The 24,185-nt window shown below is 74.1% G+C and carries 21 protein-coding genes; 10 read left to right on the forward strand and 11 right to left on the reverse strand.

The window, feature by feature from the left end; genetic code table 11:
- The first annotated feature begins 331 nt into the window (after positions 1–331).
- Positions 332–517: a hypothetical protein gene (locus tag TR50_RS04295; protein ID WP_042363731.1), complete on the forward strand. Its 186-nt coding sequence runs from the start codon at positions 332–334 to the stop codon at positions 515–517.
- An 877-nt stretch (positions 518–1,394) separates the two neighbouring features.
- On the opposite strand, the gene TR50_RS04300 is transcribed toward TR50_RS04295, so the two are convergent.
- Together TR50_RS04300 and TR50_RS04305 are read right to left on the reverse strand one after the other, a co-directional pair.
- Positions 1,395–2,201, reverse strand: coding sequence for an inositol monophosphatase family protein (locus TR50_RS04300; RefSeq protein ID WP_439654198.1), 807 nt, complete (start codon positions 2,199–2,201; stop codon positions 1,395–1,397).
- Positions 2,202–2,266: 65 nt separating this feature from the next.
- On the reverse strand, positions 2,267–3,409 hold the full coding sequence (locus tag TR50_RS04305; protein ID WP_042414137.1) for a ferrochelatase: 1,143 nt from the start codon (positions 3,407–3,409) through the stop codon (positions 2,267–2,269).
- 113 nt (positions 3,410–3,522) lie between these two features.
- Between TR50_RS04305 and TR50_RS04310 the strand changes: the two genes are divergently transcribed.
- Together TR50_RS04310 and TR50_RS04315 are read left to right on the forward strand one after the other, a co-directional pair.
- Positions 3,523–4,794, forward strand: a complete 1,272-nt coding sequence (locus TR50_RS04310) for an MFS transporter (RefSeq protein ID WP_236654257.1) — start codon at positions 3,523–3,525, stop codon at positions 4,792–4,794.
- Positions 4,739–6,061 carry a D-arabinono-1,4-lactone oxidase gene (locus tag TR50_RS04315; RefSeq protein WP_439654195.1) on the forward strand — a complete coding sequence of 441 codons (1,323 nt, stop codon included), beginning with the start codon at positions 4,739–4,741 and terminating at the stop codon, positions 6,059–6,061. The genes TR50_RS04310 and TR50_RS04315 overlap by 56 nt, the downstream gene beginning before the upstream one ends.
- A 31-nt stretch (positions 6,062–6,092) precedes the next feature.
- Here the strand turns inward: TR50_RS04315 and TR50_RS04320 are convergent, their stop codons facing one another.
- A complete protein-coding gene (locus tag TR50_RS04320; protein ID WP_042414144.1) occupies positions 6,093–6,926 on the reverse strand; it encodes a hypothetical protein in 834 nt (277 codons plus the stop codon).
- A gap of 437 nt (positions 6,927–7,363) precedes the next feature.
- Between TR50_RS04320 and sepH the strand changes: the two genes are divergently transcribed.
- Positions 7,364–8,524 carry a septation protein SepH gene (sepH, locus tag TR50_RS04325; RefSeq protein ID WP_084699721.1) on the forward strand — a complete coding sequence of 387 codons (1,161 nt, stop codon included), beginning with the start codon at positions 7,364–7,366 and terminating at the stop codon, positions 8,522–8,524.
- A 235-nt stretch (positions 8,525–8,759) separates the two neighbouring features.
- Here the strand turns inward: sepH and TR50_RS04330 are convergent, their stop codons facing one another.
- Entirely contained in the window at positions 8,760–9,617 is an 858-nt protein-coding gene (locus TR50_RS04330; protein ID WP_042414150.1) for a sulfurtransferase, read from the reverse strand.
- A 109-nt stretch (positions 9,618–9,726) separates the two neighbouring features.
- Between TR50_RS04330 and TR50_RS04335 the strand changes: the two genes are divergently transcribed.
- Together TR50_RS04335 and TR50_RS04340 are read left to right on the forward strand one after the other, a co-directional pair.
- The gene (locus tag TR50_RS04335; RefSeq protein ID WP_052440684.1) at positions 9,727–10,452 is read left to right on the forward strand and encodes a VOC family protein; all 726 of its coding nucleotides are present in this window, start codon (positions 9,727–9,729) and stop codon (positions 10,450–10,452) included.
- A 140-nt stretch (positions 10,453–10,592) separates the two neighbouring features.
- Positions 10,593–11,504, forward strand: coding sequence for an alkaline phosphatase family protein (locus TR50_RS04340; RefSeq protein ID WP_042414156.1), 912 nt, complete (start codon positions 10,593–10,595; stop codon positions 11,502–11,504).
- Between the two features lie 188 nt (positions 11,505–11,692).
- Here the strand turns inward: TR50_RS04340 and TR50_RS04345 are convergent, their stop codons facing one another.
- The 4 genes from TR50_RS04345 to TR50_RS04360 form a co-directional block, all read right to left on the reverse strand.
- Positions 11,693–12,370: a thymidine kinase gene (locus tag TR50_RS04345; protein WP_042414158.1), complete on the reverse strand. Its 678-nt coding sequence runs from the start codon at positions 12,368–12,370 to the stop codon at positions 11,693–11,695.
- On the reverse strand, positions 12,363–13,547 hold the full coding sequence (locus tag TR50_RS04350) for an alkaline phosphatase family protein (protein WP_042414161.1): 1,185 nt from the start codon (positions 13,545–13,547) through the stop codon (positions 12,363–12,365). The genes TR50_RS04345 and TR50_RS04350 overlap by 8 nt, the downstream gene beginning before the upstream one ends.
- Positions 13,548–13,631: 84 nt before the next feature.
- Positions 13,632–14,225, reverse strand: coding sequence for a DUF5998 family protein (locus TR50_RS04355; protein ID WP_042414164.1), 594 nt, complete (start codon positions 14,223–14,225; stop codon positions 13,632–13,634).
- A gap of 31 nt (positions 14,226–14,256) precedes the next feature.
- The gene (locus tag TR50_RS04360) at positions 14,257–17,265 is read right to left on the reverse strand and encodes a GNAT family N-acetyltransferase (RefSeq protein ID WP_042414167.1); all 3,009 of its coding nucleotides are present in this window, start codon (positions 17,263–17,265) and stop codon (positions 14,257–14,259) included.
- Between the two features lie 231 nt (positions 17,266–17,496).
- On the opposite strand from TR50_RS04360, the gene TR50_RS04365 reads away from it, so the two are divergent.
- Positions 17,497–17,775, forward strand: coding sequence for an HPr family phosphocarrier protein (locus tag TR50_RS04365; RefSeq protein ID WP_042414173.1), 279 nt, complete (start codon positions 17,497–17,499; stop codon positions 17,773–17,775).
- A 156-nt stretch (positions 17,776–17,931) separates the two neighbouring features.
- Positions 17,932–19,671 carry an AMP-binding protein gene (locus tag TR50_RS04370; RefSeq protein ID WP_152648253.1) on the forward strand — a complete coding sequence of 580 codons (1,740 nt, stop codon included), beginning with the start codon at positions 17,932–17,934 and terminating at the stop codon, positions 19,669–19,671.
- A gap of 103 nt (positions 19,672–19,774) precedes the next feature.
- On the opposite strand, the gene TR50_RS04375 is transcribed toward TR50_RS04370, so the two are convergent.
- On the reverse strand, positions 19,775–20,140 hold the full coding sequence (locus tag TR50_RS04375; protein WP_042414179.1) for a YrdB family protein: 366 nt from the start codon (positions 20,138–20,140) through the stop codon (positions 19,775–19,777).
- A 156-nt stretch (positions 20,141–20,296) separates the two neighbouring features.
- Between TR50_RS04375 and TR50_RS04380 the strand changes: the two genes are divergently transcribed.
- Both TR50_RS04380 and TR50_RS04385 read left to right on the forward strand, forming a co-directional pair.
- Positions 20,297–20,764, forward strand: a complete 468-nt coding sequence (locus tag TR50_RS04380) for a MarR family winged helix-turn-helix transcriptional regulator (RefSeq protein ID WP_042414183.1) — start codon at positions 20,297–20,299, stop codon at positions 20,762–20,764.
- Positions 20,765–20,908: 144 nt separating this feature from the next.
- Positions 20,909–21,805 carry an MBL fold metallo-hydrolase gene (locus TR50_RS04385; RefSeq protein ID WP_042414186.1) on the forward strand — a complete coding sequence of 299 codons (897 nt, stop codon included), beginning with the start codon at positions 20,909–20,911 and terminating at the stop codon, positions 21,803–21,805.
- Here the strand turns inward: TR50_RS04385 and TR50_RS04390 are convergent.
- Together TR50_RS04390 and TR50_RS04395 are read right to left on the reverse strand one after the other, a co-directional pair.
- Positions 21,786–23,258 (reverse strand): acyltransferase family protein, encoded by a 1,473-nt coding sequence (locus TR50_RS04390; protein ID WP_084699748.1) that lies wholly within the window; start codon positions 23,256–23,258, stop codon positions 21,786–21,788. The two genes, TR50_RS04385 and TR50_RS04390, sit on opposite strands and share 20 nt — an antisense overlap.
- Positions 23,255–24,046: an aquaporin gene (locus TR50_RS04395; RefSeq protein ID WP_236654258.1), complete on the reverse strand. Its 792-nt coding sequence runs from the start codon at positions 24,044–24,046 to the stop codon at positions 23,255–23,257. Before TR50_RS04395 ends, TR50_RS04390 begins: the two co-directional genes overlap by 4 nt.
- Between the last annotated feature and the right edge of the window lie 139 nt (positions 24,047–24,185).

A 24,185-nucleotide genomic window follows, 5' to 3' on the forward strand; every position in this document is an offset into this window, starting at 1 on the left:
CCTTTCGGGGGGGGCGCACGCCGAATGGGGCGCGCGCACGGAGTCATCCCGCCGTGTCCGGCAGGCTTCCATCCTGCCTCGACCCGCCGTAAAGCACTGGTAAGCGGGGCGTGACCGGTCTGGCCCCCGATGTGACGCAAATCGCTTCCCGGGCGAGGTTTCCCCGCTCAGGCGCATGGGCAGGACGCTGATTACACCCGCGATGCACCAGCGCAATGTGCGCTGCAGGCACATGCGTGTCATGTGTTTCGCACCCGCCCGCCGTGCGGCCATCCGCGCCGGGTCCCCCCGCAACCCGGGGCCGCCACGACACCATCAAGGGGGTCAACCTATGGACGCCTTCACCGCCGGCATCCTCCAGCGCATCCGCAACGCCGAGCAGGACCTGCACCGGGCCCTGGAGTCGGGGGACGACTTCCTGGCCGAGGTCGAGCAGTCCGAGCTTGACGACCTGCGTCGTCTCGCGGCGGAGCACGGCATCGAACTGATGCCGACCGCTCCGCGCACCGCGGCCTGACCCTTCCCGGCCCACCCACCCACCCGCCCTCGCCCACCTCAACCCCTCGCCCCGCCGCCGCCCCGGACCCTGTCCGGGGCGCCTTCGTGTGCGGGCCGAGGGGGCTTCGAGGCCTTGGGCTTGCGGCCCCCGCCCGGCGAAAGCCGAGGGCTGGCCGCCCCGCCCAAGGGGCCCCGGAGCCGCAGTGCGCTGCGCGGCCAGGGAAGCCGCCGCGAGCCGCTGCGCGGGCGCGGCCCTGGCCCCGAGCGAGCCCGACCGCCGACGCAGGCCGCAGCGCGGGCACGGGAAGCACGCCTCCTGAGACCCAACGGTCGGCCGCCCAGCCCGGAGCCCGAAACCACTGCCCCGCACGGCCCCGGAAACCCCAAGCGAGCCCCGACCACCGCCCCAAGCCGCTCCGCCGCGCGGGCATGGCCTTGGCCCCGAGCGAGCCCGACCACCGCCGCAAGCCGCTGCGCGGCACGGGAAGCACGCCCCCTGGGAGCGCAGTGCGCTGCGCGGCCAGGAAGTCGCCGCAAGTCGCTGCACTGCGCGGGCGCAACCCCGGAAACCCCGAGGGAACCCGACCATCGCCGCAGGCCGCTGCGCGGGCACGGGAAGCACGCCCCGTGGGACCCAAGGTCCCGCCGCCCAGCCCGAAGCCCGGAACCGCTGACCCGCACGGCCCCGGAAACCCCGAGCGAGCCCCGACCACCGCCCCAAGCCGCCGCAAGCCGCCGCGCGGGCGCGGGAAGCGCGCCCCAGGGGGCCCAAGGGGCGGTCGCCCCGCCTCGGGCCGGAGTCGGTGGGGCGGGGGGGTGGCACGGGGTCGTGCGGATTGGGCTGCGGTTCGGTCCGGGGCTGCGCTGGAGCTTCGGGCTCGCGTCAGAGCGCCCGCTCAGTCGTGCCAGGCGCCGAGAGCCTCCAGGGCGGCTTGGAGGGGCTCGAAGAGGCCGGTGGGGGCCGAGACGGTGAGTTCGGGGCTGGCGGGCTGGCCCGGTCGGCCGGAGACCAGCGCGCCGGCCTCCGCGGCGATGAGCGCGCCCGCGCTGTAGTCCCAGGGGTTGAGGCCGCGCTCGTAGTAGCCGTCGAGGCGTCCCGCGGCGACGTCGCAGAGGTCCACCGCCGCGGACCCGCCGCGGCGGATGTCGCGGACCCGGGGCAGCAGGGTGGCCAGCACCTCCGCCTGGCGGGCGCGGCGCTGCTGGAGGTAGCCGAAGCCCGTGCCGATGAGCGCACGGTCCATCGGGGGCGCGGTACGGACCCTGAGGGCGCGCCCGTTCAGGTGCGCGCCCTGGCCGCGCACCGCGTGCACGCGCTCGCCGCGCGGCGGGACCTCGACGACGCCGACGACCACCTCGCCGTCCAGCTCGGCGGCGATACTGACCGCCCACGCGGGCAGTCCGTAGAGGTAGTTGACCGTCCCGTCCAGCGGGTCGATGACCCAGCGGACCCCACTGGTCCCCTCCCTGGACGCGCCCTCCTCCCCCAACAGCCCGTCGTCCGGGCGGCGTTCGGCGAGCAGCTCGGTGATCAGCTTCTCCGCGGCGAGGTCCATCTCGGTCACCACGTCGACCGCGCTGCTCTTCGTCGCGGCGACGCCGAGGTCGGCCGGGCGGCCGTCGCGCAGCAGCGCGCCGGCCCGGGACGCGGCCTCGACCGCGACGTCGAGGAGTTCGGCGTACAGATGTTGATGGTCCGTCATGGTGCTCATGGTGCGTTCCCCTTCGAGAAACACGGGAGGTGGAGCGGACTGGAGCGGACGCCGGGTCAGTCGGTCCAGTCCTCGCCCGCCGCGGCCGGGGACGCGCCGCGGACCGCCGGGCAGCAGCCGACCGGGCAGACGTCGTGGGACGCGCCCAGGGCGCCGAGGGCGCAGGGCGTCACGGCCTCGCCGCGGGTCCGTGCGGCGCGCTCCAGGACGAGGTCGCGGACCGCCGCGGCGAAGCGCGGGTCCGCGCCGACGGTGGCGGCGCGGACGACGGGCAGGCCGAGCTCCTCGGCCTTCTCGCGGGCCTGGGTGTCGAGGTCGTACTTGACCTCCATGTGGTCGGAGACGAAGCCGATCGGGACCATGACGACCGCCGCCGCGCCGTCCGCGTGCTGGGCCTCCAGGTGGTCGCAGATGTCGGGTTCCAGCCACGGGATGTGCGGGGCGCCGCTGCGGCTCTGGTAGACGAGCTCCCAGGGGCGGTCGGCCACGCCGGTCGCCCCGGCGACGGCCTCGGCGATCAGGCGGGCGACCTCGAGGTGCTGGGCGACGTAGGCGCCGCCGTGGGCGCCGCGCGCCGGGTCGCCGGGGGCGCCCGAGGAGTCGGCCAGCGCGTCGGGGATGGAGTGGGTGGTGAAGGCCAGGCGCGCGCCGGCGCGGACCGCCTCGGGGAGGGAGTCGAGCGCGGCCAGCGTGGACTCGGTCATCGGCTCGACGAAGCCCCGGTGGTTGTAGAAGAGCCGCAGCTTGTCCACCCGCAGCTCGGCCGCGCCGGGCGCGCCCTCCTCGCGCAGCGCGGTGAGCGCCGCGGCGAGGTTCTCCCGGTACTGGCGGCAGCCGGAGTAGTTGGCGTAGGCGCTGGTGGCCAGGACCAGGACGCGGCGGTGGCCGTCGGCGGCCATCTCGCGCAGGGTGTCGACCAGGTAGGGGGCCCAGTTCCGGTTGCCCCAGTAGACCGGCAGGTCCAGGCCGTGGTCGGCGAAGTCGGCGCGCAGCGCCGCCAGCAGCTCGCGGTTCTGGGCGTTGATCGGGCTGACGCCGCCGAACAGGAAGTAGTGCTGCCCGACCTCGGCCAGGCGCTCCTTGGGGATGCCGCGTCCCCGGGTCACGTTCTCCAGGAAGGGCACGACGTCCTCGGGGCCCTCCGGGCCGCCGAAGGAGAGCAGGAGCAGTGCGTCGTACGGAGCATGCGCGTCGGACATGCCCCGATCTTTACACGGCCGAGAACCTGCCCAACCCCTGAGATATCCGCTTACGTGGCCCGCCGGGAGCCACGTAAGCTGTCTAAACCACCCATATCCCTTACGGAGATCCTGTGCCCGCCGCGTTGTCCGCGCTCTCCGCCTACCGGCGGATCTTCGTCGAGGCTCCCGGCAGCCTCGCGTTCTCCGCCGCCGGGTTCATCGCGCGGATGCCCATGTCGATGATGGGCATCGGCATGGTGACCATGCTGTCCTCGCTGCGCGGCGACTACGCCCTCGGCGGCGCGGTCTCGGCGACCATCGCGCTCGCGGCGGCCCTGCTCGGACCGCAGGTGGCGCGGCTGGTCGACCGCTACGGGCAGAGCCGGATCGCGCTGCGCGCCACCGGCGTCACCGTCGCCGCGATGGGCGCGCTGCTGCTCTGCGCCGGCCTCGGCGCACCGGACTGGACGCTCTTCGTCTGCGCCGCCGTGGTCGGCTGCATGCCCGCGATGGGCTCCCTGGTGCGCGCCCGCTGGGCCAACCTCTACCAGGGCTCGCCGCTGCTGCACACCGCGTACTCCTTCGAGTCGGTCGTCGACGAGATCGTCTTCATCGTCGGGCCGATCCTGGCGGTGGGCCTGTCCACCTCCTGGTTCCCCGAGGCCGGGCCGCTGGCGGCGATGATCCTGCTGGCCGTCGGCACCCTGCTGTTCTGCACCCAGGGCCGCACCGAGCCGCCCGTCCACCCGCACGCCCACGCGACGGCCGGCACGTCCGCGCTGCGGACGCGCGGACTGCTGGTGCTGGTGCTCACCTTCGTCGGGGTCGGCGCCGTCTTCGGCAGCGTCGAGGTGGTCACCGTGGCCTTCGCCGACCACCTGCACCACAAGGCGCTCTCCTCCGTCGTGCTGGCGATCTACGCGCTCGGCTCCTGCGTCGCCGGCATCGTCTTCGGCGCCCTCAAGCTGAAGGGGCCGCTTTCGCGCCGGTTCCTGGTGGGGATCGTCACGCTGGCGGTGAGTATGCTGCCGCTCCTATTCGTGAAGAACCTCGTGGCCCTGGCGGTGGCGCTGTTCGTCGCCGGGCTGTCCATCTCCCCCACCATGGTCACCACCATGGGGCTGGTGGAACGGATCGTGCCGACGGCCAAGCTGACCGAGGGCATGACCTGGACCACCACCGGGCTGGCCGTGGGGGTGGCCTTTGGCTCCTCGGCCGCGGGCTGGACGGTGGACGCCGCGGGCGCCTCCAGCGGCTACTGGGTGACCGTGGCCGCGGCGGGGCTCTCGGTCGCCACGGCGTTCCTCGGGTCCCGCCGACTGCGGTCGGCGCCGGAGCAGCGGGAGGGTGCACGTGTCGAGTCGGACGACCCAGCCGAGCCTGTGGAGCAACTGGGCCGGTAACCAGAGCGCGCGCCCGAGCCGGGTGGTGACACCCGGCTCCGTCGCGGAACTGGCCGAGGCGGTCACCGCCGCCGCGGCCGACGGGCTCCCGGTCAAGGCCGTCGGCAGCGGCCACTCGTTCACCCCGATCGCCGTGACCGACGGCGTCCTGGTCCGGCCGGAGGGCCTGACCGCCGTCCGCGGGATCGACCGCGAGGACGGCACCGTCACCGTCGAGTCCGGCCTGCCGCTGGAGCGGCTGAACCTGCTGCTGCACCGGGCCGGCCTGGCCCTGACCAACATGGGCGACATCATGGTGCAGACGGTCGCCGGGGCGACCGGCACCGGCACGCACGGCACCGGACGCGCCTCCGGATCGATCGCCGCCCAGATCCGGGCACTGGAGATCGTCCTCGCCGACGGCACGGTCGCGCGGTGCTCCCCCGAGGAGAACCCGGAGCTGTTCCAGGGCGCGCGGCTGGGGCTCGGCGCGCTGGGCGTCGTCAGCGCGATCACCTTCGGCGTCGAACCGGCCTTCCTGCTGACGGCGCAGGAGGCGCCGATGCGCTTCGACGAGGTGCTCGGCCGCTTCGACGAACTGGCGGACGACAACGAGCACTTCGAGTTCTACTGGTTCCCGCACACCGAGGGCTGCACCACCAAGCGCAACAACCGCAGCACGGGCCCGGCCGCGCCGCTGCCGGAGTTCCGGCGCTGGCTGGACGACGACTTCGTCTCCAACACCGTCTGGGAGGGCGCCTGCCGGGTCGGCCGGGCCTTCCCGAGGACCATCCCCGCGATAGCGAAGATCTCCAGCCGGGCCTGGTCGGAGCGGACCTACACCGACGCCTCCTACAAGGTCTTCACCAGCCCGCGCCGGGTCCGCTTCGTCGAGATGGAGTACGCCGTCCCGCGCGAGGCCGCCACGACGGTGCTGCGCGAGCTCAAGGGCAGGATCGAGCGCTCGGACTGGAAGATCTCCTTCCCCGTCGAGGTCCGCGTCGCCCCCGCCGACGACCTCTGGCTCTCGACCGCGAGCGGCCGCGACACGGCGTACATCGCCGTGCACCTGTACCGGGGCACGGAGCAGCCGGGTTACTTCGCGGAGGTGGAACGGATCATGACGGCCCACCAGGGCCGTCCGCACTGGGGCAAGCTGCACACCCGCGACGCGGAGTACCTCGCGGGCGTCTACCCGCGCTTCGGCGACTTCACCGCGCTGCGCGACCGCGTCGACCCGGACCGGCGCTTCGCCAACGACTACCTGCGGCGCGTCCTGGGCGACTGAGCCCCGCACGCGGGCGGAGAGAGCCGACGGCTCAGGACGACGACGTGGGCTGCGGGCTCGCGCCGGAGCCGCCGGAGGCTCCCGAGTCTCCGGCCCCCGTGCCGGTCGAGTCGTGCGGGGTGGGCGTCGGGGTCGCCGGGTCCGGCTGCGGGCCGGTGCTGCTGCTGGTGCTCGGGTCCGGGCTCGTCGAGACGCCCGGGCCGGGCGCGGTGCGGCTGTCGCTCTTCTCCGCGTCACCGCCGCCGAGTCCGCCGCCGCTGCGGCCGGTGGACGCGCCGGGTGACGGGTCGACAGGAGCCGAGGTGCCGCCCTTCGGCTTGGCGTCGCCCGCGTCGGTCCCCCCGAAGAGGTTCGCCGCGGGCTTGCCGGAAGCCAGTTCGATCACGCCGACGGTGCCCATCGCGAGCGCGAAGACGATCGCGGCCGTGACGGCGTAGACCCTCCAGCTCTTGGGTTTGAGATTGGCGCGCCCACGGTAGACGGCGACGGCCTCGGCCTGGTCAGGGGGGCTGATTCGCGCCATCATCCGCGTGTGTTCGCCGCCCGGGTCGAACGGGTCGAAGACCTGCGTCTCCTCCGCCCCGGCGGGTCCCGCCGCCGGAAGCGCGTGTTCGATCGGCGTCGGCGTCGTCGCCATCTCCCGCAACTGCTCGCCGGTGCGCCGGAACAGGTGCTGGAACACGGCCGTCCCGGTGGTCGCGCCGACGCTGACCACGGCCGCGCCCAGGATCGTCCCGTAGACGCCCAACTGGGACGCGAGGACCGCGCCGACCACCGCCGCGAGCGCGCTCGCGGCCACCTGGGCGAGACTCAGATCGAGGGTCCTGCGCTCGGGCTTTCCGCCCTGATTTTCCAGATCCTCCATCAATGCCCCTCGATGCAGCCTTTGTCCATAGTGCACCAGGTACGACCGTTCGAAGGACCCCACAGTTCCGGATGGCCGAAATGTGTGAAGATGATCACCGTAAGCCGCGCGGACGACCGCCATCGGAGTGGCGACCCTTGAGAATCCAGCGATTCGGGGCAGACTTGAGCCGCGAGCCGCACCATCCGGGGGCCACGTTTGGAGTAGTGTGGCGTGAAGCCCGGCTGCGCGCAGTCGGCGAGGCTCGTCCCGGGGTGCTCGCCGCGAAAGGCGCGGATCCGGGAGTCGGAACAATGGAACAGTGACAGGCAGTCAAAAGAAGTAACTGTGCCATAACGGTGAGTCGCGGACCGAGGCTGACCCGCCGGGTAACTCTGCAATGTTGTGGTCCGCCGGGACGTCGGCACGCCACACTCGTTACGGGAGCAGCGACGCAGGTGACGTCGGCAGGCACCACCCGGGAGGTAACCGTGCCCGAACTGCGCGTCGTAGCCGTCAGCAATGACGGCTCACGGCTGGTGCTCAAGGCTGCCGATTCGACGGAATACTTCCTTCCGATCGACGAGCGGCTGCGCGCCGCCGTCCGCGGCGACCGGCCGCGCCTCGGTCAGATCGACGTCGAGAGCCACCTCCGCCCCCGCGACATCCAGGCGCGCATCCGCGCCGGTGCGACGGCCGAGGAGGTCGCGCAGCAGGCCGGCATCTCCGTCGAGCGCGTCCGCCGCTTCGAGGGTCCCGTCCTCGCCGAGCGCGCGTTCATGGCCGAGCGCGCCCGGAAGACCCCGGTGCGCCGCGCCGGCGAGTCCACCGGCCCGCAGCTCGGCGACGCCGTCGCCGAGCGTCTGCTGCTGCGCGGCGCGGACAAGGACAGCACGGTCTGGGACTCGTACCGTCGCGACGACGGCACCTGGGAGATCATCCTCAGCTTCCGCGCGGACTCGGCCAACCGGCAGGCCCGGTGGACCTACGACCCGCCGCGCCGCCTGGTGCAGCCCTGCGACGACGAGGCGCGCGCGCTGATCGGCGAGTCGCCCGCGCTGGCGGCCGAGCCGACGCACCCGTTCGTCCCCCGCATCGCCCGCCTCCCCGGAGCCGACCGGGGCATGGGCATGCGCCCGCTCGCCCCGGAGCGTCCGCCGCTGGAGCGGCTCTCGCTGGAGCGCCCGTCGCTCGACCGCGTGGAGCGGGTGGAGCGCGTCGAGCGGGTGGAGCGCGTCGAGCGCGCCCCCGAGCCGAGCGCGCCGGCGGCTGCCTCGGCGTCCGCCTCCGCGTCGAGCGTCGCGGACCAGCTGGACTCCGTGGACTTCCTCGACCTCGACGCCGTGCCGACGGCGCTGCCGTCCGCGCTGCCGTCCGCGCTGCCGGACGAGTCCTCGCTGGCCGAGGAGACGGAGGTGCCGCCCGCTGCGGCCGCCGCGGGCGCGGGCGCGGCCTACGCCGACGTCCTCATGCCCCGCATGGCCACGCCCCACCGCGACCGCCTCATCGGCTCCACCGACCGCCAGGCCGAGGCGGACGGCGTCCGCCCCGGCCGCAGGGCGGCCGTGCCGAGCTGGGACGAGATCGTCTTCGGCACCCGCCGCAAGAAGCAGGACTGACCGGCTTCACAGGCGGCGGCCGTCCGTCCCTTCGGGTCGTTGCACGGTCCAGGGGCGCGAGGCTCCGCCGCATGCGCGTGAGCCACCACTGACGAGCAGGTGGTCCACGCCGTACGGGGTCCCGCTCATCGGTTGGCTGCTCGCGCCCACACCGGGGGCGCCTCCCGGCCGGAGGCCGGGGAAGAGCCACAGCTCGGCGAAGCCTCGCACCCCCTGGACAGCTCCTGAAGGCGCGTCAGCGCGGGTCCGGGCCGACAGCGGCCGGGCGGGCGGGGTCGTTGGACCATTCGCTCCAGCTGCCCGGGTAGAGCGTGGCGGGCAGGCCCGCGAGTGCGAGGGCGAGGACGGTGTGAGCCGCCGTCACGCCCGAGCCGCAGTAGACCGCGATGTCCGTGTCCGGCGTCGCGCCCAGCGTGCGGAAGCGCGCGGCGAGGTCCGCCGTGGGCAGGAAGCGGCCGGAGGCGTCCACGTTGTCCGACGTCGGGGCGGACAGCGCACCGGGGATGTGGCCGGCCCGGGGGTCGACGGGTTCGGTCTCGCCGCGGTAGCGCTCGCCCGCGCGCGCGTCGAGCAGGACGCGCGCGGCGTCGCTCTCGGGCCAGCCCGCCGCGCCGTCGGCGTCGATCGTCGGGAGCCCGCCCGGCACGACGGTGAAGTCGCCCTCCCCGTGCGACGGCTCCGCCGTCGACAGCGCGAGGCCGGCCTCGGTCCACGCCTGGAGGCCGCCGTCCAGCACGCGCACGCGCGGGTGCCCGGCCCAGCGCAGCAGCCACCAGGCGCGGGCCGCCGACATCGAGGTGGCCGCGTCGTACACGACGACCTCCCGGTCCGCGCGGACGCCGGCGCGACGCAGCGCGGTCTGGAGCACCTCGGGCGAGGGCAGCGGATGACGGCCCGCCACGCCCGGCGCGGCGGCCAGTTCGCGGTCGAGGTCGACGTAGTGCGCACCCGGCAGATGCCCCTTGGCGTACTCCTCGTCCCCCGGCGGACCGCCGAGGCTCCAGCGGACGTCGAGCAGCGTCGGCGGCTGCTCCCCGGCGAGCAGGTCCGCGAGACCGGCCGGGGAGACCAGAGTGGTGGCAGGCTCATTCATAGGGACATTGTCGTGCCAACGCCAGCGCGGACGGGCCAAGGGTGGGAGCATCGGGGGCGTGAGTGAGAGCTTGCGGCAGCCGCAGGGGACCCCCTGCTGGGTGAGCCTGATGGCACATGACCTCCACGCGGCCTGCGCGTACTACTCGGCCCTGCTCGGCTGGGAGTACCAGGGCGGCCCCGACCGGCTCGGCCCCTACGTGCGGGCGACGCTGGACGGGCTCCTCGTCGCCGGGATCGGGCAGTTCGAGGAGACAGCCGGCTTCCCGGTCGACTGGATCACCTACTTCTCCGTGGACAGCGCGGACGAGGTGGCGAACCGGATCCGTGACTGCGGCGGCACGGTCGCGCTCGGCCCGCTGGACTCGGCCGACGCCGGACGCCTCGTGGTCGCCGCGGATCCCGGCGGCGCCGTCTTCGGCGCGTGGGAGCCCCGCGGGCACGACGGTTGGCAGGTGCGGCGCGTGCCGGGCGCGGTGGTCTGGAGCGAGCTGCGCACGCCCTCGGTCCTGGACGCGGCCGACTTCTACGCCAAGGTCTTCGGGCTGGCGGCCGTCGAGGAGGGCCGCGCCCAGATCGGCCGCGACGAGGACGCCATACTGCTGCGCTACGGCGGCCACCGCGTCGCGGGCATCCGCGCGGCCGACCCGGAGGACCCGCGTCCGCGCTGGCGCGTCTACTTCGCCGTCGCCGACCTCGGCATGGCGGTCAAGTCGGCGCTGGAACTCGGCGGCAGCCTGGAGCGGTCGTTTCCGCCGGCGCGCTACGGCGAGGTCGCGTTCCTGCGCGACCCGCAGGGCGGTCCGTTCGCGCTCGTGCGGCTCTCGGAGGTCTGAACGGGCGCGGCGGCCCTGGGTGTTCACCGACTTGTCCCGACAAGTTCATCGGCGCTGAGGTGTGGTACGCGCCCACACGCGACCACGTCCCCCGTTAGGGTGACGGGAACCGTTCGCACGACCCAGCTCAGGGGCACCGCATGCCACTTCCGCACCAGTCCGACCGCCACGAGCGCGCCCGCCGGGTCCTCGTCGTCGGCATCGACGGCGTCCGCCTCGACGTCCTGGCCGAACTGGACACGCCCCGCCTGGACGAGGTCGCCGACGCCGGCTTCCTGGCGCCGGTCGTGATCGACGCCGGTACCCCGACCATGTCCGGCCCCTGCTGGGCCACGATCGCCACCGGCGTCCACGTCACCAAGCACGCGGTGTGGAACAACGACTTCACCGGCCACCGCCTGGCCGTCTTCCCCGACTTCCTCACCCGTCTCAGCCACGGCTTCGGCCGCCGCACGTACGTCGCGGCCGCCTGGGAGCCGCTGGTGCTGGCGCGCAGCGGCGGCCCGCTGTTCAACGGGCCCGGCCGCCTGAGCTTCGTCGCCCCGGCCGCGGAGACGTGCGAGGACTGGGAGGCCGTCGACGAGCGGATGGTCCGCGACGCGGTGACCGTCCTGCGCGAGGAGGACCCGGAGGCGTCCTTCGTCTATCTGGGCGCCGTCGACGAGACCGCGCACCTGCGCGGCTGCGGCGCGGACTACCGCGACGCGGTCCTGCGCGCGGACGAGCGCCTCGGACGTCTCCTCGACGCGGTCCGCTCCCGGCCCGCCTACGCCGAGGAGGACTGGACCGTCATCGTCGTCACCGACCACGGGCACGTCGACGAGGGCGGCCACGGCGGCGACAGCGTGCTCGAGCGCACGGCCTGGATCGCCTGCAGCGGACCGGAGTTCACCCCCGGCGCGATCACCGCCCCGCTGCGCCACGTCGACGTCGTCCCGCAGGTCTTCGCCTCCCTCGGCCTCACCCCGGACCGCCACTGGACCCTGGACGGCCTGCCGTTCGCGGCGTCGGCCGCGCGGGCCACCAAGGAGGAGCTCGTCGAGCTGATCTGACCGCCGGTCAGGGTGCGGGGCGGGCTCCATGGGAACGCCCCGTAGCCGCGGGCTGAGACGAGCGCCGCGGCCGACCGGCAAGGCGTGGGGCGGGGCGAGGGCTCGAGGCAGGACGCGACCGCGCGGCGGAGCCTCCGATCCGAGCCGCGTTTGTGCAGCGTTTCCGGCGTCTCCCAGGGGCGGCAGCCTCAGCTGTGCTGCTGCCCCGGGATCGGTGACACGCCGTCGAAGGGCAGCACGTCCGGGGAGAGGGCGCCGGCGCGGGCCGTCGCGGAGGTCATGCGCTTGCGGTGGTGTCTACGGCACAGCACCTCGTAGCCGATCTGGTCCTCGTTGACGACCACGTCGCCGACGACGACCTGCGCGCCCTCGACCACCATCACGCCGCCCACCGTGCGCGCGTTGTGCGTCGCCCGCGCGCCGCACCAGCACAGGGCCTCGACCTGGAGCACCTCGACCCGGTCGGCGAGTTCGATCAGCCGCGCCGAGCCGGGGAAGAGCCGGGTGCGGAAGTCCGTGGTGATGCCGAAGGTGTAGACGTCGATCGCGAGGTCGTCCACGACGCGGGCCAGCTGGTCGACCTGGTGCGACTCGAAGAACTGGGCCTCGTCGCAGATCAGGTAGTCGATCCGCTCGCCGGCCGAGAGCAGCTTGACCACGTAGTGGTGGAAGTCGAGTCCGTCGCGGACCTCGACGGCCTGGGTGCTGAGGCCGAGCCTGCTGGACAGGGTGGCCGAGCCGGCGCGGTCGTTGCGGGTGAAGATGACGCCCCGGCGCCCGCGGGCGCGGTGGTTGTGGTCCATCTGCAGCGCCAGCGTGGACTTGCCGCAGTCCATGGTCCCGGAGAAGAAGACCAACTCAGGCACGGCGCACCTCCAGCAGCGGCACCAGCAGTTCGGAGTCGAGCAGCGAGCCGTGCATGCCGACCATCGACGACTCCCCCGGCTCGCGGCGGGTCGCGGTGACGGCGGCGTCGGACGCGGCGACGGCGACGACGTCGCCGATGCGTCCGCGAACCCGGTCCTCGACGACGGGGCCGAACCAGCCGGCTTCGATCGCCTCCTCGCGGGAGGCGATCCAGAAGCGGTCCCCGAGCCGCTCGCGCCAGGCGGCGAGCAGGTCGGCCTCGGCGCCGGGCTGGGCGTAGAGGTGCCGGGCGCGGCCCTCGCCGCCGAGCAGCAGCATGCCCGCGCGCAGGTCCTCCTGCTCCGGCGCGTCCATGTCGATGCGCGCTCCGGCGGCCGGGTCCGTCGGCACGTCGACCATGCCGTGGTCGGCGGTGATGTAGAGCGCGGAGCGCGGCGGCAGTTGCTCGGCGAGGCGCTGGGCGAGCCGGTCGACGGCCATCAGCTGGCCGCGCCAGGCGTCGGAGGCGGCGCCGTGGCGGTGCCCCATGCCGTCGAGCTCGCTGTAGTAGGTGTAGACGAGCGCCCGGTCGGCGGCGGCCAGGCGCTCGGCGGCCAGGTCCATCCGCTCCTCGCCGGTGAGCCGGCCGACGAACTCGCCGCCCGAGAGCGCGACCTCGGTGAGCGGGGTGAACTCGAAGGTCGGCGAGGAGACCTGGCTGGTCGCCACGCCGTGCGCGTGGGTCCGCTGGAAGACCGTCGGGTACGGCTGCCAGGTGCGCGGGGTCACGTGCGGCTGCCAGCGCAGCTGGTTCATCAGCCGCCGCTCGCCCGGAATGCGGACCAGGTAGCCGGCCAGGCCGTGCTCGCCGGGCGGACGGCCGGTGCCGAAGGACGCCAGGCTGGTCGCGGTGGTCGCCGGGAACCCCGCGGTCAGCGGACGCCCGCTGCCCGCGAGCGAGCTCGGCAGCAGCGAGGTGAGGAACGGCGCCTCGTCCGGGTGGCTGCGCAGCAGCTCCCAGCCCAGGCCGTCGATCAGGAAGACGCAGACGCGGTCGGCGGCGGGCAGCCGCAGGCCGGTCGTGGGCACGCCGTCGGCCTCGGTCAGCCCGAGACCGGCCGCGACCGCGGGCAGGACGTCCGCGAGGGCGGCCGAGCCGTAGGCGGGGACCGGCGCGGCGGTGTGAGGGAGAGTCATCAAGTCGTTTCTACGGGACGCGGACAGGCGCGGACAGTCGCGGGCGGGCGCGGACGGACGGCGGCAGGGCGGCGGTCGGGGTCGTCAGTCCGCGGTGCTCGCCGTGGCCTCGGACAGGGCCCGGGCGAAGGCGAGCGCCTGGGCGACCGTCTCCGGGCCGTCGCCCGCCTCGCTGACCCGCAGCGAGAGGTCGTCGGCGGTGGTCGAGCCGGTGTAGCCGTGGTCGGCGTCGCAGTTCGGGTCGCCGCAGGCGGCCGGCTCCAGGTCGATCCGGGAGACCGCGCCCCAGCCGATGGTGAGCACCACCTCGCGCGGCAGCGAGCCGCGCACGTAGGTCTCCGGGTTGGCGACGACACGGCTGACGACGACCGACGAGATCCGGCCGATCTTGACGCTCTCGGTGGAGGTCGTCGCGTACGGCACCGGGGAGGAGTCGTCGGCCCCCTGCTCGTCGGTGTGGCTGACGATGAAGCGGGTGTCGGTCAGCACCAGCACGGTCACGTGGCGGCGGACCTCGTTGGCGTCGAAGGTGGTCTCCTGGTGCACCAGGAAGGCCTCGACGCTCTCGCTGCCCACGGCCTGCTCGACGGCCTCGGAAACGAGGGTCGGGTAGTAGCCGCTGCGCTCGATCGCGGAGCGCAGCCCCTGGGTGGTGGTCGTCGTACCGGTCTTCGCCATACCTACCATCCTGGCATGACCCGGGCCCGGCTCACGCCAGCGCGCGCGGTCCGAGATCGGTCCGCGCGGGCAGCCGGGCCAGACGGACGTCCGCAGCCAGCACCGCGAGGCCCTTGCGCCCCACTCGCACCGGTTCCATCGTGAGCGAGGCCACCTCCGGCAGGTCGTCCACGAGCTGTGAGACGCGCAGCAGGAGCTGCTCCAGGGCAGCGGTGTCGACCGGCTCCGACCCGCGCCAGCCGAAGAGGAGCGGCGCGGCCTTGATCTCCCGGATCAGCGAGGCGGCCTCGGGCTCCGTGGCCGGAATCAACCGGTGCGCGACGTCCCCGAGCAGCTCGGAGGCGACGCCCGCGAGCCCGAAGGAGAGGATCGCGCCGACGGCCGGATCGACGGAGGCGGACACGGTCGTGTCCACGAAGACGCCGTCGTGCGGCTGCCGGGCGTCGGCATCGTCCTGCGCCCCGGCCTCGACGTGCACCCCGTAGCAGGCGAGCAGCCGGGCGACGGTGGCCGCGTCGAGCACGGCGTCCCTGCCCCGGCCGAGCGCCTCGGCGACGATCACCCGCGCCTGCTGCGCGGCGACGTCCTCGAACTCGGGGATCGTCCGCGGCTCGGCGCTCCGCGCCCGCCACTGGGCGTACCGCGTCGCGTGCGCCAACGCCCGCACCGCCCGCTCCGGCCTCGGATACCCGGGCACCCGCCCTTCGGCGGTCCCGCCGAAGACGACTCCGGGGACGTCCCCCGCACCGCCATCCGCCGTTCCCCCAACGCCGGCCTCGCTCGGGCTGTCGCCGGCGGAGCCCTGGGGCATCCCCGCGCCGGCCGCCCTCGCACCGCCGGCGTCGCTCGGCGCTGCGGCGGAGCCGCCGGAGTCAGAAGCGGCTGCCGATCCCGCGCCCGGCGCACGGCCGTCAGCAACACCCTCACCTGCGGCGGCCGAGCCGCCGGGCGTCGGTGCCGGGGAGGTGGCACCCGACGGCACGCCCACGCCCGCCGTTCCCCCAACGCTGGCATCGCTCGGGCTGTCGCCGGCGGAGCCGCCAGGGCTGGGAGCGGCTGCCGCTCCGACGCCCGGCACACCAACCCTGTTACCCGCGCCCCCGGCGGCGGGGTCGCTCGGGCTGTCGCCGGAGGGGGTGTTGACCTGGTCGACGAGGGCGGGGAGGGCGAGGTGGACGATGATCAGCGGCTTGGCCGCCCTGCGGGCGCGGTCGGCGCTGTCGCGGAGGGCGGCGGCGAGGGGGCCGAGGTCGAGGGGCGGGGTAACGGCCAGCGGGGACGGGTTGGTGCGGCTGATCAGCCCGGAGCCCGGGAAGCTGGGGAAGCCCCCCGCGCCGATCGGGGGGATGACGACGGCGACGACGGCGTCGCTGTCCGGGCGATCGATCGCGGCGCGCAGGCCGCGGCGGAAGTCGTCGGGGGTGGCGCTCGTGGTGAGGTCGTGCGGCAGCAGCGGCCGAAGGCCGATGCCCAGCGCCACGTCGTGGGTGAGCAGGCCGAGGGAGTCGGAGTTGCCGACGATCGCGATGCGCGGCCCCGCGGGAAGCGGCTGGTGGGCGAGCAGGTCGGCGGCGTCGTACAGCTCGGTGATGGTGTCGACGCGGATCACCCCGGCCTGCTCGAAGAGCGTGTCGACCGTCGAGTCGGCGATGCGGGTGATCGCCGCCGCGTGTCCGGCGGGGATGCTGCGGGTGTCGCGGCCGCCCTTCACCACCACCAGCGGCTTGCGCGCGGCCACCCGCCGCGCCAGGCGGCTGAACTTGCGCGGGTTGCCGAAGGACTCCAGGTAGAGCAGGGCGACGCCGGTGGCTTCGTCCTCCTCGAAGAACTGGAGCAGGTCGTTCCCTGAGACGTCCGCGCGGTTGCCCACGGAGGCGAACGCGGAGATGCCGAGGCCGCGCCGGTGCGCGGCCTCCAGCAGGGCCGCGCCGATCGCGCCGGACTGCGTGAAGATCCCGAGCGGCCCGCGCCGGGGCAGCTGCGGGGAGAGGGAGGCGTCGAGCCGGACCTCCGGATCGGTGTTGATCACCCCGAAGGCGTTGGGCCCGAGCACGCGCATGCCCGCCGCCCGCGCCTGCCGGACCAGTTCGCGCTGGCGGGCCCGGCCGTCGAGACCGGTCTCGGCGTACCCGGCGGTGATCACGACGAGCCCGCGCACCCCGGCCGCGCCGCAGTCGGCCACCACGTCGGGGACCTGCTCGGCGGGGACGGCGACCACGGCCAGGTCGACCGGGTCCGCCACGTCGGCGATGGAGGCGTGGACGGGCACGCCGTCGAGCTCGCGAAGGCCCGTCGCGGGATCGGCGGCGGCCGGGTTGATCGCGTAGAGGGGTCCGGTGAATCCGCCGGCCAGCAGGTTGCGCAGCAGCGTGCGGCCGACTCCGACGGGGTTGCGTCCCGCGCCGATCACGGCGACGGAGCGCGGCGCGAGCAGCCGCTGCATGGAGCGCGCCTCGGCCCGGTGCTCGCGGGCGCGCATGACCGCGAGGGACTCCTCAGTGGGCGCGAGGTCGAACTCGAAGTGCAGCACGCCGTCGGTGAAGCTGCGCTGCTGGGTGTAGCCGGCCTCGGTGAAGACCTTGGCCATCTTGCGGTTCTCAGGCAGCACCTCGGCCACGAAGCGGCGGATGCCGCGCTCGCGGGCGGTCGCGGCGATGTGCTCCAGCAGCGCGGAGGCGAGGCCCCGGCCCTGGTGCGCGTCCTGCACGAGGAAGGCCACCTCGGCCTCGGTGCCGGAGCCGGAGGGGCGGCCGGAGGCGTCGATGCGGTCGTAGCGGACGGTCGCGATGAACTGGTCGTTGACCAGTGCGGCCAGGCCCACCCGGTCGACGAAGTCGTGATGGGTGAAGTGCCGGACGTCCTTGGCGGACAGCCGCGGGTACGGAGCGAAGAAGCGGTAGTACTTCGACTGGTCGGAGACGCGCTGGTAGAAGGCGACGAGACGGTCCGCGTCGTCGGGGACGATCGGGCGGATCCGGGCCGTGCCGCCGTCGCGCAGCACGATGTCGGCCTCCCAGTAGGCCGGGTAGCTCTCGCTCACTCGCTCAGGTTAACCGCGGAATCGGCGTGGGTACCGTGCGACGCAGAAGCGGTCGCGCAGCGGCCTCACCCGGGGCCTCGCCCGTCCCGTGCGGAAGCGTGTCAGAATGGTCTAGACAACCATAGGGGACTGGGGATCCGTCACTGGATTCGAATGCTACGAATATCCTGAGTTGTCCCAGTTGTCCGCACCATGCACCACGCACCACGCACCACGCGAAAGGCACGCACCATGGCTGAGCGCCGTGTCACCATCGGCTGGCCCGAGGGCCTGCACGCCCGTCCCGCCTCCGTCTTCGTCCGCGCCGCCGGCGCGGTGGGCGTACCGGTGACCATCTCCAAGGACGGCGGCGCCCCCGTCAACGCCGCGTCCATGCTCGCGCTGCTGGGCCTCGGCGCCCAGGGCGGCGAGGAGGTCGTCCTCGCCTCCGACGCGGACGGCGCGGACGCCGCACTCGACCGCCTGGCCAAGCTCGTCGGCGAGGGCCTGGACGAGCTGCCCGCCGCCTGAGCCTTTCGCAGGCGTCCCGTCGCAGCCTCCGGGCACGCGACGGGACGCCTCCTTGACCCTTCCCGACGCTGCTGAAACGGTGTGATCCGTTCGGCGCACGCCGCTGTGCGCCCCGCGCGGGAGGAGATCGCGATGGCACCGGACAGCACGCCCCCGATGGAGGCGACAGCCGAATTCCGCGCCGCGCGCGACCATCTGCTGCGACACCGGGGCGACATCGAGGGCGCCCGGCGGCTCCCGCGCCCGCAGGCCACCCACTTCAACTGGGCCCTGGACTGGTTCGACCCCGAGGCGCACGGCAACGACGACATCGCGCTCCGCGTCGTGGACCTCACCGCGGACGGCCAGGTCCGCGCCGAGACCGCGTTGAGCTTCGCCGCCCTGAGCGCCCGCTCCGCCCAGGTCGCGAACTGGCTGCGCAGCCTCGGCGTGGCGCGCGGCGACCGGGTGCTGCTGCTCCTCGGCAACCAGGTCCCGCTGTGGGAGGTGATGCTGGCCGCGATCAAGCTCGGCGCGGTCGTCATCCCCGCCAGCACGCTGCTCTCGCCCGAGGACCTCGCCGACCGGGTGACGCGCGGCGAGGTGCGCCACGTGATCGCCGAATCCGGACTGACCGGCGGCTTCGCGGGGATCGGCGGGGGCTGGACCAGAATCGCCGTCGGCGAGCCCGTACCGGGATGGCTCGCCTACGCGGACTCCGCCGCCGCGCCCGAGGGCTTCGTCCCCGACGGGCCGACCCGCGCCGACGACCCGATGCTGCTCTACTTCACCTCCGGCACCACCAGCCGCCCCAAGCTCGTGCAGCACACCCACCGCACCTACCCCGTGGGCCACCTGTCGACGATGTACTGGATCGGCCTGCGGCCGGGCGACGTGCACCTGAACGTCTCCTCGCCCGGGTGGGCCAAGCACGCGTGGAGCAACTTCTTCGCGCCCTGGAACGCCGGGGCGGAGATCCTGATCGTCAACCAGCCGCGGTTCGCCGCACGCCCGCTGCTGGACGCCATGGTGCGCCACGGGGTCACCTCGTTCTGCGCCCCGCCGACGGTGTGGCGGATGCTGGTGCTGGAGGACCTGACCCAGTGGCGTCCCCCGCTGCGCGAACTGGTCGGCGCGGGCGAGCCGTTGAACCCGGAGATCATCCAGCGGGTGCAGGCCGCCTGGGGCGTGACGCTGCGCGACGGCTTCGGGCAGACCGAGACCACGGCGCAGGTCGGCAACCCGCCCGGCCTGGTGGTCAAACCCGGCTCGATGGGCGTGCCGCTGCCGGGCTACGAGGTGGCGCTGGTCGACGCCGTGAGCGGCGAGGTGGTCACCGAGCCCGGCGCGGAAGGGGAGCTCTGCCTGCCGCTGGACAGCGCCCCACTGGGCCTGATGACGGGCTACCAGCAGGACCCGGAGCGTCAGGCGGAGGCGACGGCCGGCGGTTTCTACCACACCGGTGATGTCGCGTTCCGCGACGCCGACGGCTACCTGACCTACGTCGGGCGGACCGACGACGTCTTCAAGTCCTCGGACTACCGGATCTCGCCGTTCGAGCTGGAGAGCGTCCTGATCGAGCACCCGCAGGTGGCGGAGGCGGCCGTGGTGCCGTCGCCGGACCCGGTCCGGCTCTCGGTGCCGAAGGCGTACGTGGTGCTGGTCCCCGGAGCCGCGCCGGACGCGGAGACGGCGCAGTCGATCCTGGAGTTCGCACGGGGCCGACTGGCACCGTACAAGCGGGTGCGGCGGCTGGAGTTCGCGGAGCTGCCGAAGACCGTCTCCGGCAAGATCCGGCGAGTCGAACTGCGCGGCCGGGAGCAGGAGCTGCACGGCGGCAGCGGACTGACCGGCGGGGAGGAGACCCCGGTGCGCGGGAAGCTGGAGTTCTGGGAGGAGGACTTCCCGCGCGGCTGAGAGGGCCGGGGCCGGACGACTCAACCGGGACGGCCGAACCCGGACGGCCTCAGGAGACGGCCCTCACGAACGGACCTCACGGACGGGCCTCAGTGGGTGCGACTCAGTGGGTGCGACGGGCGAGAGACTCGCGGTCGGCGGTGGCCAGCACGGTGTTGGCCACCGCGACGACGGCGAAGACGATGCCGAAGGCGTGGGCGCCGACCGCGTACAGCGCGGCGGCGGCCAGGCCGAAAACCACCAGTTTGAAGACGAGCAGCGCCGGGACCGGCAGCGGGTGCCTGGCCCGGGGCGCGGCGAACATGCCCCAGAGGACGGCCATGGCCAGCGGCGCGCCGACGCCCAGGAGGACGTGGACGGCGGCGTTCTGGCCGGTGCGGAAACCCCACCAGGCGAGGCCGCCCAGGGCGACGAGTTCGAGAAGGAACGCGAGCAGCTCGTTGGCGTGGTGCAGCGGCTTGGGGATCATGACGCGCTCCTCGATGCGGGAACCCTTTCGAGAGCACCGCTCTCGCTTGAGAACAGTGTGTGCGAGAGCGGCAGTCACAGTCAAGAGCAGTGCTCTCATTCGCGAGCACCGCTTCGTTTGAATCTTGAACGATACCGGCGGGGTATCGTTCTCCGCATGAGCGATGGCATCGGCACGACGCCCCCGGGGCTCCCCGGCCTCAGCACGACCGTGGTCTTCAAGCTCGGCACCCTCGGAACCGTGGCCACCGACCGGTTCACCCGCGCACTGGAGACCTTCGACCTCGGCCTCAAGCCCAAGCACGTCGGACTGCTCGTCGCCCTCGGCGCGGGCGCGGCGGCGTCCCAGCAGGAGCTGGCCGCGCGCATGGGCGTCGCCCCCAGCCTGGTCGTCTCCCTCGCCGACCACCTGGAGCAGCTCCACGCCGTCCAGCGGGTCCGCGATCCGCAGGACCGCCGGCGCCAGGTGCTGACGCTGACGGACGACGGGCGGCGCCTCCTCGACCGCTGCGAGGCCGCGAGCCGCGAGCTGGACGCCGAGCTGACCGCGGAACTGACCGAGGATCAGCGCGCGGCGCTCGGCGAGGCCCTGCAACGCATGGCCGACCGGGTCGGCCTGCCGTAGCAGGTCGACGCGGCCGCCTCCCCTCGCCGCCGGCCGAGAGCAGCCCCCGCGCCGAACCGCAAGATCCGATCCCCCTTCCCCTTTGCCCTGCGCCGGGGTTACTCCTGGAGTACGGACCCCGCCAGGTCCGTACTCCAACCACCCATGAATCCCAAGGGCAGGGCGGCCGTGGACGACGACTGGTACGTGGACGACCGGTGCACCAACTGCGACGTGGCCCGGCAGCTCGCGCCGGAGCTGATCGAGGAGGTCGGCGGACGCTCCGAGGTGGTGCGCGAGCCGCGTGACGCGGCCGAGCTCGCCACCCTGAACGCCGCCGCGTTCGCCTGCCACACCCGCTCGATCCGCCGACGCTCCGGCCCGCTCGACGCGGCCGCGGACCCGTTCCCGCTGGCCCTGGACGAGAACGTGCTGCTCTGCGGCCACAACTCCCGGCAGACCGCCGCGGCCAACGCCTACCTGCTGCGACGCCCGTCCGGCACGCTGATGATGGTCGACACGCCGCGCTGGTCGGCGGGGCTGGCGGACCGGTACGAGGCCCTCGGGCCCATCACCGACGTCCTGCTGACCCACCGGGACCACGCCGCGCACGGGCGGCGGTACGCGGACCGGTTCGGCGCCCGGCTGTGGATCCACGAGGGCGACCTGTCCGCCGCGCCCGACGCCGACCACGTGCTGCGCGGCACCGGGCCCACCGCGATCGCCGAGGGCGTGACCGCCTACCCGCTGCCGGGCCACACCCTCGGCAGCGTCCTGTACGTCGCCGACCGGCGGTACTGCTTCAGCGGCGACAGCCTCTACTGGTCCCGGGCCGAGGACGCCCTGGCCGTCGCCGAACACGTCACCTGGTACTCGATCGAGGCCCTGGCCGCCTCCCTGGCCCGGACCGCGCCACTGCTGCACTTCGCCTGGGTGCTGCCGGGCCACGGCGACCGCAAGCGACTGGCCCCGCAGGAGATGGCCGAGCAGCTACGGAAGCTGACCGCGCACGCCCGTCGGCTGCGGCCGCAGCCGGTGGACTTCACCGCCCATCGCTGGTGACGCGCGCCGCCGCCCCGGTCCTCGCCGCGTCCGCCGACCGCGCCGGGTCCGCCGGCCCGGCCGCATCCGCCGCGTCTGCGGGGAGTGGCGGGGGTGCCGGTTCCGACGGGCCTGCCGGCACCGCCAGGTCTGCCGGGCCTGCCGGGTCTGCCGCGTCCGTCCCGGCCCGGTCCGGGAGCGGCCGTTCCCGGGCGGGACGTTCCCCGGCGGCCCCGAGCGTGAACAGCAGGCCGACAGCCAGGAACCCGGCGGCCGGGACCGGGAAGCGGCCGCCGAAGGCGAACCCGTGGCTCGCGAAGACGGAGAGCGCGTAGACGGCTGCCGCGAACCCCAGGGCGAAGAGCCCCGGCCACCGTACCTCCCCCTCCGGCCGCAGCCGGTCCGCCAGCGTGCGCAGGGCACGTTCGAGCGGGGCCAACGCCGCGAGCAGGGCAAGGAGCAGTCCGGTCAGGATCGCCAGCCAGGGCAGGCGCAGCGCCCACCAGACCCCCGAGCCCACGGCCGGTTCCGGCGCCAGCCGGGTGAGGTAGAACAGCCCGGCCGCCGCCAGGACCGGCACCATGTGCCAGAGGTAGACGGACATCGACGCCCGGCCCACCGGCCGGACCACCCGCCACAGCCGCTCGCCGCGCAGCAGCCGCCGCGCCGCGGGCGCGAGGGCGACGCAGAGACCGCACTGGGCGACGACCCAGGCCAGCATCGCCGCCGACGGCGGATTCGTGTTGGAGACCGTCTCCGTCGACACGAGGATGAGGCTGACCGGGAACGGGCCGAAGGCCACCAGCAGGCCGAAGCCGAGACCCCCGGCGGCCGCCAGGGCCCAGGGCAGCAGCGGACGCCGGGTCAGCAGGCCGTCGGCCCAGCAGAAGCCCAGCTGGTAGGCGACCGCCCAGACGAGCACGTAGTTGAGCGAACCCAGCACGGGCGGGTGCGCCCGCAGCACCACCACGTCGACCGTCACCGCCGCCAGCCCGAGCACGGCCGGAGCGGCGAGGCCGAACCGGCGGTGCGCCGCGTGCAGGACCGGGGTGAGCGCGGTGACCAGCAAGTAGACCGGCAGGAACCAGAACTGCATGGCCAGCGCCCAGCCGACCATGGCCAGGAGGCCGGGGTCCACGCCGACCGCCGAACAGACCGCCACGGCGACGAGCGCGAGGCCTGCGTAGACGCCCGTCGGCAGCAGCAGCCTGACCGTCCGCTGCCGGATCCACGGCAGCGCGCGTCCCTGCGCCCGCGTCCAGGACCCCGCCGCCGCGCAGCCGCCCGCCAGGAAGAACAGCGGCATGATCTGGAAGAGCAGCGTGAGCCACTGCGTCCACGGGAGGGTGGCCAACAACTCGGGTGCGGCCAAGGCGCCGTCACGGTGTGTCAGTGCTGTGATGAGCCAATGGCCCGTCACCACGCAGCAGATGGCGAGCGCGCGCAGGAAGTCCAGGTAACGGTCGCGGTTCACACCGCCCGATTGTCCGGAGTCGGGCGCGGCGCGGGACAGCACGGATCGGCATCGATGCCGGCGCGGCTTCGTCTCTCCGGGGCCCCGACGGCGCCGCCGAACAGCCCGGACGCGAGCGCCAGTCCGGCCGCCGCGCCGAGGAGTTGGGCAAGGAGGAAGGGCGGCACGTCGCGCGGCGCGATCCCGGTGAAACTGTCGGTGAAGGAACGCCCGACCGTCGCGGCGGGGTTGGCGAAGCTGCCCGAGGAGGTGAACCAGATCGCCGCGCCGATGTAGGCGGCGACGAGCAGGGGCGCGAACGCCTCCCGCCCGATCCGGCCCAACCCGACGACCAGCAGCACCAACCCGGCGGTGGCCACGACCTCGCCGAGCCAGACGTGCACGCCGCCGTGGCCCTGCCGGGAGATCCGCAGCACCGGCCCGCCGAACATCGCGTCCGCGAGCAGCGCGCCGCTGATCGCCCCCGTGACCTGCGCGACCGCGTACGCGGCCAGCTCACCGGGCCGGATCCCGCCGCCGTCACGACGGCCCGTCCACCACGCCGCCAACGTGACGACGGGGTTCAGGTGCGCGCCCGACACCGGCCCGAGCAGCGCGATCAGCACCCCCAGCCCGAGCGCGCTCACCGACGCGTTCGCCAGCAACTGCACGCCCACGTCCGACGTGAGCCGCTGCGCCTGGACGCCGGACCCGACCACCACCGCCACGAGCGCGAGCGTCCCGACGAACTCCGCGCCCAGCCGCCTCCCCAGGCGCGGCGGCTTCAACAAATTGTCAACCTCGACCACGCGGCACATGGTGACACAGCCCGGCCCCCTGCGCACCACCCGCCCGCACTCCGGTCCGCACTCAGGTCCGCGGGGGAGCGCGGCTCGGCCCCGGGACTGCGGCGGGCCCGGGACGGGACAGCGGGCTCAGGCGGGCGGG

This window comes from Streptacidiphilus anmyonensis, from assembly GCF_000787855.1.
GTDB lineage: Bacteria > Actinomycetota > Actinomycetes > Streptomycetales > Streptomycetaceae > Streptacidiphilus > Streptacidiphilus anmyonensis.